Source organism: Candidatus Lariskella endosymbiont of Epinotia ramella, from assembly GCF_964019805.1.
Classification (GTDB): Bacteria; Pseudomonadota; Alphaproteobacteria; order Rickettsiales; family Midichloriaceae; genus Lariskella.
This window is the reverse complement of sequence record NZ_OZ026472.1, coordinates 916,329-931,805: the sequence shown is the minus strand read 5'-3', so window position 1 is coordinate 931,805 and position 15,477 is coordinate 916,329. Positions and strand designations below refer to the sequence as shown.

Here is a 15,477-nt window from a genome sequence, read left to right as displayed (position 1 = left end):
GTGAGAGTTGTTAAGAAAACTGACCTTGAGTGATCAAATAGAAGATTTTTGAGGTTGGCAACGTATACAGCTGTTTTGAAAATAATTCGCCTAAAAGTCTTTAAAACTCGTGGCTTTTTAGGACTTGCAGGCGAATATATAGTGTAGAAAATAATACATAAGCCAAGAGAATACTCAGCCTATGTTTTTAACTGATTAAAGTTCAACATGCAGATCATTGTCAGATTGATACAAATCATTTTGCCAATCATTCTCTGCATATGCAGCAAGTTCAACATCCAGATCATTGCCAGACCAATCTAAAGCATTGTGCAAAAACCAGTTAAGGTCTGCGTATGCAGCGTCTGATTTTAAAGCCAAATCGCCGCTTGAGTACTCTTCATGAAATGAATACAAGTTAGAAAGTGCATTGTATGCGCTGCAGCCTGCAGTCACTGCGCTATACGCAAGAGCTAGTTGCGGCACGCCAACAGATGCTGCAGCATAAAGAAAACTCTTATTTGCAACATAAGAAAGACCCATATATGCTGTTGTTATAACGGCATTCTGAAGCACTTTGCCATATTCGCCGATGCTGCCCAAATATATAATTTCAGCTGCGTTGATGACAGCAGAATATAAATTAAAGCCAGCAAGCATGCTATAAATGTGAGCTGAATCAACTATAACTTTTGTAGCATTATTTGCTGTTGGTTCATATAGAAGTCTTGTAGTATCTATAGCGGTATCTAGCACTTTAAAGCCGACAGCCACGTTATAAAGCGTTTTCGGCAGTGAACTTGGAACATAAGCAGTATTTTGCTTTGCAAATTCTGCTTTAGAATTTATAGCGTAAACGTTTTGCTCTTGGGACGCATCAGATAAAGCAACTATTTTTGGCTTGAGGCCGCTTACTTCCATTACGCCGAGTTCTTTATTAATAAGATATTTATTAAGTTCTGGAGCTGGAGGTGGTGGCTCTTTGTCTGGTGTAGCGCCAGCTTTCTCATACTTTGCTTTACGAAGTGAGATAAGTTCTTTAAGTTGTTCGCTTTGTTCATAAGGCACCTCTAGTGCAGGAACGTTTAGAGAGATAAGATTGTTTGTATCGGTATCATCTTTTGCGTACAATGCTTTACGAAGTGATGCTAGTGGCTCGTTATATATCTCACTTTGCTCTTCATATACTTTTGGCATCGCAACTTCTTTAGAGGAGAGGTTGTTTGAAGTATTTGTTAGCATGCCTTTCTGAGTAACTTCTTTACGTAGCAATGCTAGTAGTTTGTTATATGTTCCAGCCTTTATTTCCTGTGTTTCAAGCGCATTATGCAGCGGCTGTCTCAGCGCTTCAAGTATCGCACTTATGGATATGGATTCTGGCTTTGCTTCTTTTGGAGCAATTAAGAATGATAATACTGTTGTTTTGAGGTTTGTTTTCAGATTATTCCAATCGGTTTTTTTTGTTTCGCCATTCAGGGAATTACTGTTGTTTTCTTTGGGTTGTACGTATTCCATAAGATCTTTTTTGACTAAGCTAAGCTTTGTCAATTCGCCACTTTTTAACCATTTATTATCAACATTCCCTTTGTTGGAGAACAGAGAATCACCAACCTCCTGTCTCAGAACAGAAATTTTATATGCTGAATCTGTGATTAAATTTTTTGCAGTGGTATTTTTTGATTTATATGCAACAATTTCTTCGAGTTTATTTCTGAAGCTATAATGTGCAAGTATCTCTTCACAGCGTGCTGCGAATAATTTCTTATCTTTTGGGTTTATATGTGATAACGCTAGTATCAGCCTTTCCTTATCGTAGAAAAAAGATGGTATAGTATACATCAGAGCTTTGATTTCTTGATATCCTACATCTCTTTTTAATATTTCTTTATAACGTTTTGCAAATAATTCCTTATCTTCTAATTCCTCATCTTTCCATTCTATATGTTGTAATGCTAATATCAACTTTTCCGGCTCTTTAAAAAGAAATGGCGTATCATTCATCAGAGCTTTGATTTTTTGATACTCTGCATCTCTCGGCGCTGTGAAAATGGCTGGATTTTGGCTAATTACATTTTCAATTTCTGCATCTTTTGTTGTTACCAATACTTGTAACAATGCGTCCAATGCTGCACTCTTTATGTTCTCTAATGCTTGAAAAGATGGGTTCTTCAATACTGTTTTTCTTACATCTATTTCTAGCGTTTTAGCATGCTCGAATAATAATTTTATCACATTAGGGTTTGTATTTTGTGCTGCATAGTGGAAAAGCTCATAATCTTTGTTTGCTAGTATTGTTTTTATATTCATTCCTAGAGTCTGAGCACGTTCAAATAACAGCCTCATTACTTCGTGATTTACATTTTGTGCGGCATGGCGAAATGTGAAGTAATCCCAGTATTTCAGCGCTTCTTTTATATCAATGTTATTTTTATCAGCATGAGACAGTAGCAGCTCCATTACCTTATGATTTTGATTTTTTGCTGCATAGTTGAAAGCCAGGTAACTATCATAATTGCCTTTCAGCGCTTCTTTTATATCAATGCTGTTTTTATCAGCATGAGACAGTAGCAGCTCCATTACCTTATGATTTTGATTTCTTGCTGCATACTCGAAAGCGTAGTAATCACCACTGCCTTTCAGTGCTTCTTTTATATCAATGCTGTTTTTATCAGCATGAGACAGTAGCAGCTCCATTACCTGATGATTTTGATTTTCTGCTGCTTTGCTGAAAGCCCGGTAATCACCACTGCCTTTCAGTGCTTCTTTTATATTAATGTTGTGTTTATCAGCATGAGACAGTAGCAGCTCCATTACCTTATGATCTTGATTTTTTGCTGCTTCGCTGAAAGCCAAGTAATCGCCATTGCCTTTCAGCGCTTCTTTTATATTAGCAAAATCTAGTAATATCCCAATTACAGTATTATCTTGATTTTCTGCTGCAAGCTTCAATACTTCATATTTTTGTCCTTCTATAATTTGTTCCATCCTTACTCCATTATTTTGAGCGGCCGCAAAGAAAGTGATTAGAATTGAAGAATTTTCTTGCTTTAAAATATGGAAGAAAAATTGCTCATCATTTAATAACTCTGGAGGCAGAAGGTAATTATCATTTTGCATCTGAGAAATGATTTCATCATAATTCTCTCTCAAATCTATGGTCTCTTCTGTGTGTTTCATAAGTAAATTCCTGAAAATATATTAATATGCGATGCATGTAGAGGTCGCTGCACGTATTAGTTTAAATATCTCTATTTTAGCCGGCAACTCTTGATAATAAAAAGAAAGCTATGTATTTTTGCTGCTTTATTGAAGTGATTAGCATTTTATATGGGATGCGTATTATAAACGCGCCGATCTTGCCATGTCAATTAAATATTTAAAGATTTTTATGGAGAATTTGTTAATTATGCGGCTAAATTGCAATTATTCTTTCTTCAAAAATGCGAGAGTTGCTAAGAAAACTGATCTTGAGTGATCAAATAGAAGATTTTTGATGTAGTGCTAGTGCTGCCGCTTGGGAAATATTCGCCTAAAAGTCCTTAAAACTCCTGGCTTTTAAGACTTGCAGGCGAATATATAGCTAAAGCAGCATAAAAAAATCATGCTAAACTTTATCTTTTTGATAAATTTTAAGTTAGCTTTTCGCCTGAAATAGCGGTTATATTACAGATTACAAACGAATAAAAATTTATTCTAAATACTCGCTTGCCATACTTACTTTATAGTACTTTAGCTATATAGCGTAGAAAATAATACATAAGCCAAGAGAATACTCAGCTTATGGTTTTAACTGATTATTATATCATTTTTTGGATTGTTGCACTTCGTTTTAGAATGCAAGGTGCGCATTAGACAAATTTAAGATTGTGCGGTATTTTCTGCTTCTATTATTGCTGTAGTACTACCTTCACTTTCATCTTGTTTTTTTCGTTTGCTAGTTCTTGGATCATATGGTTCTTGTTGTGGAATCTCAATAGGTTTCAAAAGCCGTTTTTTGAAAATTGATTCCTCATAATATTTTATCTTCTTAGATTTTATCGGACCACTTGACTCTATTAATAGAATTTGTTCATCTCTTGGCAGTGCTATCACTTCTTGTGGTAGCAATAAAGCACGTTGTGTTTTAGAAACGTTTAAAGAGCGAGAAGCTGGATTGAAATCAAGAAACTTAGGCTTGCTAGCAGATACTTGGTCAACAGTCTTATTTCCACAGAGCTGAGATATTAAATTTGCAGTTTCCATATTATTCGCTGCGAAAGTAACGCGGTATGTAGAGTTTGATAAAAATGAATTCATTCCAGATTCTTCATATATTCCTTTTAGCTGCTCTGTATCTTGAATAATCAGAAAGAGACGTACATGGTATCCCCTAAAGTACGCTATTCCAGTCATAAACTGTTCCATTTTACCAAGTGTTGGAAATTCATCCATCATAAACATAACACCATATGGATCCTCTTTACTTGGCAATCTTCTTGACAAGAATTCGGTTGCTTGTTGATAGAAAACCTGCATCAAAGGCTGTAATCTTTTTAGGTTATCTGGTGTTAAACCAACATATACTGTTGTTGGTATGCGTTTGAAATCCTGAATATTAAAGTCACTAGAGGCTGTAGCTGTATCTATAAGAGGGTTCGCCCAAAGTTCTAAGCTAGAGTTCATTGTAGATATTACACCAGAGCGTTCTTTATCAGCTTTTTGAAGAAAGGCAGCTAAGTTCATATATGCAACTGGGTGTATATCATTTCCCATTGTATCAAGCACTACAGCTAAATTATAGACGACGTCATCGCTACGCATTGTCCGCACTACTTCACCGAATGATGGAACTTTATTAGGGTCTGCTATTAGATATAGCACAACCCCTACAAAAAGTGACCTAGCTTCGTTGTTCCAAAATTCCTTTTCTGGCATTATCAAGTTAGCTATCTTTTGCACATCATCTACCATCTGGCCAGACTTAGGACTGACCCAATCTATTGGATTATAACAGTGCGTGATTCCATCAGGGTTTGCTGGATTCCAGCAGTATACTTTTTGGCCAATTTTAGAACGCCATCCACTAGTAAGATCAAAGTTTTCTAACTTAATGTCATGTACAATTACAGAATCTTCCCAGTATAAAAGATTAGGAATTACGAACCCAACACCTTTACCAGAACCTGTAGGTGCAAACAACAGCGCATGTTGATAACCTGTTGCCACTAAAAAGCCATTTTTATCTTTTCCAAGGAGCATACCTTGCTTTGAGCGCAAGCCAAGTCTCTTTATATCAGATTCAGATGCCCATTTGGCGTCACCATGAATAGATTCTTCTGCTTTAAAAGGTCTAAGCGCATATATCTTTTCTTTAAATGCTATTATAAGCGTAATGAATGTTCCAAGTGGTACTATAGAAGAGATGATTATCCGAGGGATAAAGTAATTGTTATATGATATGTTGATGCTACTTAAGTACTTAAACCACCACATGTAGTATCTAATTAAGATATCAAATGGTGCAAGTGACTTTACAAACTCCGGTGAGAGTGCTTTAGCAGTTCCATATTCTGTACATGCGAAGATGAGACCAGACAAATATATAGACAATACTATACAAAGTAATCCGCATGAGAGAGCAGCTATAAAATTTTTAATTTCATTCCACATATTTATGTCACCTTAAGTCATCCTTATGTAGTGCATCAAAATATATCTCAGAGACGTATCTTTTTCCGTGCTCACCTCTCTTTAGCTGCACTATGATATTCACTACATTCATTATATATTCTTTAATTTGTTCAGGAGGCATCCCAAGCCCTGCTTGCATTACCATAAGTTTTAGCTGTTCAATAGCCATTTTAGGAGTATCTGCATGAAGTGTTGAGATTGATCCTGGATGTCCAGTATTAATGGCGCGCAAGAAGCTAAAAGCTTCAACACCTCTTAATTCTCCAACTATTATTCTATCTGGTCTAAGCCTTAGACATGCTTCTATTAAGTCTTGAGTTGAGACTTTCGCTCTACCTTGACTACCTTTTGAAGCCAACAAATGCAGAGTATTTGGGTGGTCTTTTAAGTCTATTTCTCTTGCATCTTCGCATGTAATTAAGCGTTCTTCTTGTGGTATTGCTTTTAGCATAGCATTCGTAAAAGTTGTTTTCCCTGTAGAAGTTCCGCCGCTAACTATTATATTTTTCTTAAATAATATTGATTGATACAAAAACTCTTTTATAGAATTCTCTTTTAGAAATTTGAGCAAAATGTCATTATTCGGATCTGAGGATTCAGATATTACAGTGCGTTCAAATGCACCTAATTTTTCATAACCATCTAAATCTAGATTCATCGCAGATGGTTTTCTTATGGAAATCCCTATACTTCCAGCTTCGCAAGCTGGCGGGATAACTATCTGTATCCTAAAGCCAGTAGGAAGTGTAGCAGATAGCAGTGGAGTTTCTTCAGATATTGTCTGGCTTGTGGATTGTGCAACAAGCTGTGCAAGGCCTCGTAAATGGTCAAAATCTAGTTCTGGCATTTTTTCCATTCTCATGTTGCCACGGTTCTCAATCCAGCACTCAAATGGATTATTTATAGATACTTCACTTACTCCATCCTCTGCAAAGATATATTTAAATGGTTCAAGGTATGTCTCAAGCGCTGTAAACTTCATCTTCCTATCACAGTGTTGTTAAGAATGGTAGAAGGAGGAAATACTAGGTCCTTCTGAACTAGTATATTGATTCTTACTCCTTGGTCTATAATAATTGTAGGTTGAGTTGGGAAATTTGCAGCTAATGCCTCTTTTGCAACTTGTGTAAATTGCTGTGTACCTTGGTTAATAGCATTTGCAGTAGTACTACCTGTTACAGTAACGCTTGGTATACCGCCTGTGGTTGATGTTGTGCTGGTTGTTGTAGAATCATCCAATTTGCTTGCTGCTATAGGAATAACATAAGATACCAGAAAAGCGCTTGCGAGTTTTTCAAAAAGCTTAGTATCGACATCGCCAGGTACACCGACTCTACCCAATTGGTCTGTGGCAGCTGACCCAATTGCTATATCAATTCCATCTGGCCTGATTAGACGGTCCCACACCACATTTACTCTAGTCTGCCCATTTGCAATACTTGATTGATAGCTACCTATTAATCTTGAACCTTTAGGTATCAACACACTTTTACCACTTTCAGCATAAGTGTCTCGTGTTACTAGTGCTCTTAATGTTCCAGGAATATCAGTGTTTATAGCTGTTTCTAGTACAGCATGCACTATTTTGCCTTGCAATAGAGTTCTATCTAATGCTTCAGTTTTTGTAGCATTTACTTTGACGCTAGGACTACTTTGTATAGTTCCACCATCAAAAGATCCGTTGCCAAAACCTAAAAATCCAGAAAAATCAGTTTTTTCTTTAGAATCGCCATCAGCAGATGAATCACTACTTTTGCTTGATTTATCGTCTTTTGTATCCATAAACGACTTAACAGAACCACTGCCAACTACCATGATTCCAGATTTGCGTCTTGCTTCCAACTTTTTTTGTTTATCGCTATCTAAGTCATCGATGTTAAAAGGTTTTGTGATGTCAGGCCCACTTGCTGTTGGAAGCGGTATACTTTGAACAGGTGGGGCTGCAGGTAGAGGTGGTGGAGCAGGGGGAGGAGTTGGTGGTGACGGCTCTTTGAGAGTTGGTATATCAGGTAATTTTGGCGCAGGTTGTGGAGTGGAAGCTTGTACTTCAGGTGCACGAGGAACGGGTACAGCTTCCTTCATTATTTCGTTTTTGTTTGAGTAAGTTTTTCCATCTTGATCTGATAATTTATTACTTGCATCATTTTTAAAGAAGAGAAAATATATTGTGACTATAAGTGCTATTACACAAAACACTAAGATGAGCTTACGCTGCGCAGGAGCTGCAGCCACTGCAGAAAATTGTTCATTAACAGTTTTTGAGGGTTTTATGCGCTCACTTGGTGAGTGTTTTGTGTCTTGAGAGTCAAATTCCTCATTCTGTAGGTATTCAGGCTCCTTCTTGCTATAATTACCAAGAGTGGGTTCTTGAGCACTCTGTTCACCTTCTTGAGTGTTTTGCACTTCCTCATTTACGTCGTTTTTATCTTTATCCATCTGCATTACTTGGTAAATTCGTTATTAGTAACTTCAGCAACTTCCCCATCTAATGAAATTCTAAACTGAGCAGCAGTTGTGTTTACAACAAAATATTTACCCACTTTTTTCAAAGATGACTCTAAAAACCTCCCATCTTTTTTAGAGGATATTACTGGCGCTCTAGCAGAGCTATACTTACCAAAATAGAAGAATGTTTTTATTCCGTCATCAAAAACCTTTGTTGGGGAAGCATTGTTAGAGCCGTTAACACTATAATTGAAATTGTAAGGTCTGATAGCAGGAACGGTATCTGTTTCCCTCACTTTACTTAGCTGAGGTTTTATAGTGTCTTGATATTCATCTGGATAGAAGAACCGTACGACATAAACAAGCTCGTCATCTATAGCACCATACGGCAGCTTAGATTGCAATTCAAACTGGTATGTGCGTTTATTTGTGATGATCGTCATATTTGTTAATATATCATCTTCGAGTGGCTTTATAAAAAGTCTGCGCCCTACTGGAGAAAGTTGCCATGCATAATTGTTCCCTACAGAAATGGTGTTAATTTCTTCTCCGTCTGCGAACTCTAAACTAGTTTGATAGCCATAATTGAGAACTATTCGAAATACTTCATTTTCACTATAGACAAATGTTTTGATTCTACTATCTGTAGTGATAGGTTTGTTTGCATGTGCAAAATCCATAGCAGGAAATTGCATGGACAAAAAACATATTACAAAAAATATTTTACTGTATTCTCTCATCTTCAATCCTATAAAGTGTAACTCTAAAGCCAAGAGGGTTTATCAAACGTTCTTGTTCATTCATCTCAACGTTTTGAAAATCAAATTCTAAAAAGACAATTTTGTCAGATCTTGATGTAACAGCGCCAGAAACCTCCATCATTATTCTAACTTGTGCGGATTTTTCAGTTGGAAATATTATAGATTTCAGTGATATTTTTCTAGTGCTTGCTTGTCCATACATATTGTATGGGCTATTTGGATTTGCCAAACTGAACTTTGGTTTATAATCTGAAAAATATACATTGGGTGTCGATAGTACCCTGACAACGGTGTAATAATTTTGAGAAAACGTAGACTGGAAATATTCTTCTCTTGAAGATATATATTTCATTACAAAATATCTTTTTACTGCTTCATTTGCAGAGTAAGCAGCTACAGTCACTGGATCAACAACCGTTGCAACGCCAGTCTTTTTTTCTATTTCAATAACAAATGGTTCTATAGATCTTGTGCTTCTTATATAGCCTATTATAAAAACAGAAGCTGCCAGCACTCCAATTGCAACTGTAAGCAATAGAAAAAGAATATTGCGTTGGATCAAGGTGGATTCATAACGTTCTTGATACCAACTCTTTAGGATTTTAGCATCCTCTTTATTAGTTTTATTATTTACTACTCCAGCGCTTTTAAAAGGATTTAACATGCTTATATTATTCACATATGTTAACTATATTGCCAAGAAGTTTTGATTTGCAAATTCCCAGTTGATTAGGTTATCAAGAAGGTTTTTCAGATATTCTATTCTCCTATTCTGATAATCAATGTAATATGCATGTTCCCATACATCAATTGTAATTAATGCTTGTTGCCCGCTTATCATTGGAAGGTTTGCATTTCCTGTTTTTGTGATCTTTAACTTTTCTGTTGATGGATCGAAAACAAGCCATGCCCACCCGCTACCAAATTGTGATAAAGCAACTTTTGTAAATTCTTCTTTGAAAGCCTCATAGTTTCCAAAATCACTTTTGATCTTATCTTGCAATTTTCCAACTGGAGTTCCGCTACCTTTTTTCATGGAATTCCAATAAAATGTATGATTCCACACCTGCGCTGCATTATTAAATATTGCAACATCATTTGAATTATCGTAGCTCAACATAATTATATCATCTAGCTTCTTGCCACTCAACGTGTGGTTTTGTAGCAAATTATTAAGGTTATTAAGGTAAGTTTGATGATGTTTATTGTAGTGTATATCTACAGTTTGTGCTGAAATATATGGAGCTAGCGCATCAAGTGAGTAAGGTAATTCTGGTAATGTTAACTTAATATTTTGCATAAATTTCATCCATACTTTATTTGGTATTTTTCTATTATTGCATAACAACTTGAAATGCTTCAATTACTGCTTTTTAGTCTATGCTAAAGAAGTATAATAACTAAGTTTCAGGAATGAATCAAACATCTACTAGATAGCCTGCATTATTTCATATAGATGCTATAGTTTTTCTTTATAAATTTGATGTCATTCAAATCACAAACCTTACTTTTATACCAACAACATCTCATCATATCTCAAGAATTTTAATTTCATTATTACCACTCTGTGATCAGCTTAATCTATTTGAACGAAAGAATCACTAACTCTTAATATATGTTATAGATGAATATATAAAATATATCAGTTGTGCTGGTCATCAAAGATTGATTATAGACGCATAAGATAAAGTAAAAGAGATTCTGCTGATTTTGTAATTATACATTGTAAAAACGTAACATAACTTGCGTTAATTCTAATATTGTAACTTATTATGCAGTGAATTTAAAATCATCTATTTGCATTAGTTCACGAGGCTATGTTCACAATATAAAAGAGCTTTTTATAAATATCTACAAAAATACTTTAATATAATCTTAATATTAGATTCTGTAATATATGTTGCTAATTCTCAAGCGAGATTTTTAGCATGTTTCATATAGTTTATCAACTTATGGCATTCTTACTTATATTAAATGTAGAGTTATCACTACTGTTTTGCAAAGGAACAAGTGAAAAAACGTAGTTTGTACTAATATGTTGACAAGTTTTTTGTAGGAATTTTGCAAGGTTTATTTTATGGGCTGATAGAGCATACAATACAAACGTTCTATCGCATAATAATAGATATGCAAAATAAGTTGTTGTGTTTACTAGTCAATGACATTTAATGGTCATTAAATAAGCTAACTATTTAAAATTGCTTGAATTATGATCTTAAAGGGATAATCCTGTTATATGAGAATAATTCATTAAAAACCATCAAGTTTAATTCTAAGCGATTATTAAATATATAGAAAATCCTGTAAATAGAGTGTTAGATGTTATTCTATATCGTAGATATATCTGGATTTGTAATAAAAGATTAATATAATAATAAATTAATATATTATAATGTTGTAGTATTGTATTGTTCTATTTTTTTTTGATATAGATTCTGGCTATAAAATTTCTAAATGCAGTAAAAAGGAATAATTATATGAAAAAAGAGGTTATATATAATAAAGATATTAACTTTACAGAAGATAAAGTCGATATTCAGAGAGTAGAAGAAGTTGTGGCAGACACGAGTGTAAAGAAAGAAGAGGATATTATTGAAGAGCATGGACTGCAAAATAACGATTTATCCGATATTAGAAATGAGGACTGGCGTATTATTTTAGATAATGAAACACCTATAACTAGGCTTGAGAGAAATGAAGGAGATTTAGAAGGTGTACAGCAGCATTTGATAGAAGCTCAATATTTTGATGTAACAATAAAGGATAATTCAAGTTCTTTTATAGAAAAGCGCAATAGAGTTCAAGATTCAAATGAAGATATTTTAGATTTTAATATGCAAGTGTTACATGAACATGATGACATTCAAATGAATGACAATAGAACGCTTGATGGAAGCGAAGAGTGGAATGATTTTTTTAATGCAAAAGCAGCATATATATCGGCTAAATTGCATAAAAAGCATGAAGTAAAAAAGATGATTAAAGATCTTTTGGGCATTAATATGCTTGCGTTAGATGAAGATTGTGACACTAATCCAAGAAATTCAGGCTATAGTAGCTTTGCTGAGAATATTGAAAATGACTTGAAAGAAGAGTCTGTTGAAGATAAGGAACAAGTATCTGATAAGAGAGTTGGTAATATATCATTGCCAATGCAAACTCATACATGGCTAGACCAATATAGATATTATAATAATTTCTTTTGTCAATCTCATGATATTAAAAATTCAGAGATGGAAAGAGGTATTCCTATCAATAACTTTGCAAAATATTATATTGAGAATCAAAATAGTGTTCCTGTTAATTTTCAAGGCTATTATGCTATGAAAGTAAATGATCATGGAATTAAAGAAGAGGATGCTAGTGATGAATCTATTCCAGTGCAAAATAATGTTGCACAGAGTTATGTTATATATTTATTGGACCAGCTTCTAGATAATATTAGAATACAGGTGAGGGATTATCAAGTTTGTGTGCAGTTTTTAAAAAATTACTTAGAAAAATACAATGTTTTACCATATGAAAGATTAGGAGATTTACTAAGCTTAGTCGCGAATCAAGCATTGGGTTGTGAGGAACCAAATGTCATTGTTGAGCTTTTTGTTCTTTTTGATCATTTAAATCTACTGAATATAGAAATAGGTCATGCTGTTGCGACTGCACAAAATAGTATGCAATTACAATCATATTGCAAAGAGCTTAGAGCTAATTTAGCAGCAAATTTGTTATTGAGCGTTGAAAATATAGATAATAAAACTTTTAGTGATATTATTCAGAGTAAAGAAGAAGTTGTAACCCAATTAAAAAATATGGCGTATCAACATATTTTGCTATCGAAAAAATATATGCTGACTGTGAAATCAATATATAATAAACTAGCCGGTTTGTTGAATCTTGTTTTATATGATGAAGATATCAGCAGTGATGAAGTAAGAGAAAGCAAAGAGAGTTCGATAGAAAAGAATGATTACAGTAAAGAAAGTGAAACATTGAATAATGATGCAAAACAGTGGAATACGGGGGTGTTTGTAAAATCGTCTCATAATGATTTGGTTCAGCCTCATATCTTTGATATTGCTTTAGATCAATATGGAAATCAGGAATTTTTCTATACTGTTGAGCAAGTAAAAGCTATGGTCTTTGAAAGGTATAGTGAAGATGGTGAGTTACATCAAAGTCAACAATTTGATTACGATGCCGGTTTAATCAAAGAAGCTGCTGCTAAATATATGCAAGATGTTGCGATTGACATAAGCTCTATTGAGTATTGTCAAGTGCTATAAGATTATAGTATGCAAAAGAACTTTGACTTTAATGTTATATAGGTACGCGCGCCAAAAGTTCTCGGAACAAGTATGAAATGGTGCTTGGAGCGCGAAAATAGCGCTTTAAATCCGTAAGAAAATGTTATAATAAACGCAAAAACCTTGCGGATTTTGTGAAAGTAGAATTAATATATACAAAAATTAGCGCAGAGCTAAGTACTGGGCTAATTTTTGCACACTCCACTTCTCCACAAAAATTTATTTGCTTGCGCAAATCAATTTTTGACGGATAGACTAAGTGAACCGGCGATCTCATAAAATGAGCTTTCATCTATAACTTTTACGCCTATATTTTCAGCTTTTTGAAGCTTTGAACCAGGGTTTTCGCCTACAACTAGGTAGTCTAAATTTTTTGTGACACTACTTGTTATTGTGGCTCCATTTTTTACCGCTAATTTTTCTGCTTCATCCCTGGTTTTTAATTTGAGTGTGCCAGTAAACAAAATCTTCTTTCCAAAAAGTGGCAATGTATTAGTGTTGTTCAAAGATGCGTATTCTTCAATTGCTACATATTTAACAAGATCAACTATCTCTGCTATATTTGATTGATCTTGAAAGAATTTTCTAATTTCTGCAGTGGTTATTGGTCCAAGTCCGTTAATGTCTATCGAATCTTCTTCATCTAAATTTTTTGCAGCAGAAAAGAAGTTGTCAAAGTTGCAGTAGCGAGCTGAGAGTAACTTCGCTGCTGATTTTCCAACGCTTCTAATGCCAAGTGAGTATATAAACTTCTCTAGCGAAATATTTCTTGATTTTTGAATAGCGCTGAATAAAGCTTCTAATGATTTTCTACCCCAACCTTGGAAATTTAGTAGTGAATCTCTACTTAAGCTGTTTTCAAGTAGCCTTTCATTTTCCTCTAGTCTAAATATATCTGCTGCTATTTTTACTTTCCCATTCTCATATAATTCTTCTATTTGTTTTGCTCCAATTCCCTCTATATTAAAAGCTGCTTTTGAGACGAAATATTTTAAATATTCAATGATTTGCCCGCGGCACTTGCTTCTTTGATTTGTGCACCTTCGTATAGCCGCGCTATCATTATCTGATGCTATATTTGCTCCACAAGATGGACATTTGCTTGGTAAAAAATATTTAGGTAATTCGACATTTCTTGATTCAGTCATGACTTCCTTCACATATGGAATGACGTCTCCGGCGCGTTCTACAATTGCAATATCTCCTACTCTTATATCTTTTCTTATTATTTCATCTTCATTGTGTAGACTTGCTCTGCTGACTAGAACGCCACCTATATTTACCGGGGAAAGCAATGCAACTGGTGTTATTGCTCCAGTGCGTCCAACTTGTGTAACTATTTCTTCAATTTTTGTTTTTGCACTCTTTGCAGAAAATTTATGTGCTATCGCCCACCTTGGAGCTTTAGCAGTTGTGCCGAGGTAGTTTTGCAGATCTATATGATTAACCTTGTAAACTAACCCGTCTATATCATATTCAAGAGAATGCCTAATTGACTCTATTCTTTCATAATATTCTTCTATTTCCTCCTGACTATTTGCTATTTTCCAATTTTGCTCAATACAAAATCCTAGGCTAGCAAATTTTTCTAACATTTCTGATTGAGTTTTGACGGTATCAAAAATACCACCCCAAATAAAATAATGTAATCGTCTTGTTTTCACTATACTTGCGTCAAGCTGTCTCATAGAACCTGATGCTGCATTTCTTGGGTTAGCGAATAAAGACTCGCCAGCGAGTTCTCGTTCTTGATTGAGAATTAGAAAATCTGGCTTTTTAATGTATATCTCGCCACGAACTTCGAAATCACATTTTTCATCCACAGAATGCGGTAGTCTACTTAACATTTTGACATTGGCAGTCACATCCTCGCCGAATGTTCCATCTCCTCTGGTTAAAGCATATGATAAATTTCCATTTTTATAAATTGCTGCAAAGGAAAGTCCATCTATTTTAAGTTCGCATCTTAGTGGGATAAAACCTTCTGAGCTGGTTGATTTTTTTATACGTGTTATAAAATCTCTTACGTCTTCAAGTGAAAATGCATTGCCAAGCGATAACATTTGATATGTATGTGCTCTTTTAATAAACTTATTGCTAGGAGGTGCTCCAACATTGTGTGCCTTAGCTAATTTAGGATACTGCAGTTCAAGATTTTTTAATTTCTCAACGAGAATATCGTATTCCATATCAGAAATCTCAGGATTATCCTGATTAAAATATAAGAAATTATGTCGTTCTATATCTTTGCGCAATTGTTCTATTTTACTACGTATATGTTTAGTGTTCCTTAGCTTATCGGTCATCGATTTTTATTC

The 15,477-nt window shown here is 34.6% G+C and carries 9 protein-coding genes; 1 reads left to right on the top strand and 8 read right to left on the bottom strand.

Features of this window, described 5'->3' with window-relative positions:
* Positions 1–195 precede the first annotated feature (195 nt).
* The 7 genes from AACL20_RS04010 to AACL20_RS03980 all read right to left on the bottom strand — a co-directional run bounded on the left by AACL20_RS04010 (position 196) and on the right by AACL20_RS03980 (position 10,146).
* Positions 196–3,156: an ankyrin repeat domain-containing protein gene (locus tag AACL20_RS04010; RefSeq protein ID WP_339051752.1), complete on the bottom strand. Its 2,961-nt coding sequence runs from the start codon at positions 3,154–3,156 to the stop codon at positions 196–198.
* Positions 3,157–3,837: 681 nt separating this feature from the next.
* The gene (locus AACL20_RS04005) at positions 3,838–5,628 is read right to left on the bottom strand and encodes a type IV secretory system conjugative DNA transfer family protein (RefSeq protein ID WP_339051751.1); all 1,791 of its coding nucleotides are present in this window, start codon (positions 5,626–5,628) and stop codon (positions 3,838–3,840) included.
* 7 nt (positions 5,629–5,635) lie between these two features.
* Positions 5,636–6,631: a P-type DNA transfer ATPase VirB11 gene (gene virB11 / locus AACL20_RS04000; RefSeq protein ID WP_339042117.1), complete on the bottom strand. Its 996-nt coding sequence runs from the start codon at positions 6,629–6,631 to the stop codon at positions 5,636–5,638.
* Entirely contained in the window at positions 6,628–8,085 is a 1,458-nt protein-coding gene (locus tag AACL20_RS03995) for a TrbI/VirB10 family protein (RefSeq protein WP_339051750.1), read from the bottom strand. The genes virB11 and AACL20_RS03995 overlap by 4 nt, the downstream gene beginning before the upstream one ends.
* A gap of 5 nt (positions 8,086–8,090) precedes the next feature.
* On the bottom strand, positions 8,091–8,774 hold the full coding sequence (locus AACL20_RS03990; protein WP_339051749.1) for a TrbG/VirB9 family P-type conjugative transfer protein: 684 nt from the start codon (positions 8,772–8,774) through the stop codon (positions 8,091–8,093).
* A gap of 43 nt (positions 8,775–8,817) precedes the next feature.
* The gene (locus AACL20_RS03985) at positions 8,818–9,534 is read right to left on the bottom strand and encodes a type IV secretion system protein (protein WP_339051748.1); all 717 of its coding nucleotides are present in this window, start codon (positions 9,532–9,534) and stop codon (positions 8,818–8,820) included.
* 9 nt (positions 9,535–9,543) lie between these two features.
* On the bottom strand, positions 9,544–10,146 hold the full coding sequence (locus AACL20_RS03980; protein ID WP_410519937.1) for a superoxide dismutase: 603 nt from the start codon (positions 10,144–10,146) through the stop codon (positions 9,544–9,546).
* Positions 10,147–11,332: 1,186 nt separating this feature from the next.
* Between AACL20_RS03980 and AACL20_RS03975 the strand changes: the two genes are divergently transcribed.
* Positions 11,333–13,138 (top strand): hypothetical protein, encoded by a 1,806-nt coding sequence (locus AACL20_RS03975; RefSeq protein WP_339051746.1) that lies wholly within the window; start codon positions 11,333–11,335, stop codon positions 13,136–13,138.
* Positions 13,139–13,395: 257 nt separating this feature from the next.
* On the opposite strand, the gene ligA is transcribed toward AACL20_RS03975, so the two are convergent.
* On the bottom strand, positions 13,396–15,465 hold the full coding sequence (gene ligA / locus AACL20_RS03970; protein ID WP_339051745.1) for an NAD-dependent DNA ligase LigA: 2,070 nt from the start codon (positions 15,463–15,465) through the stop codon (positions 13,396–13,398).
* Positions 15,466–15,477: the final 12 nt, after the last annotated feature.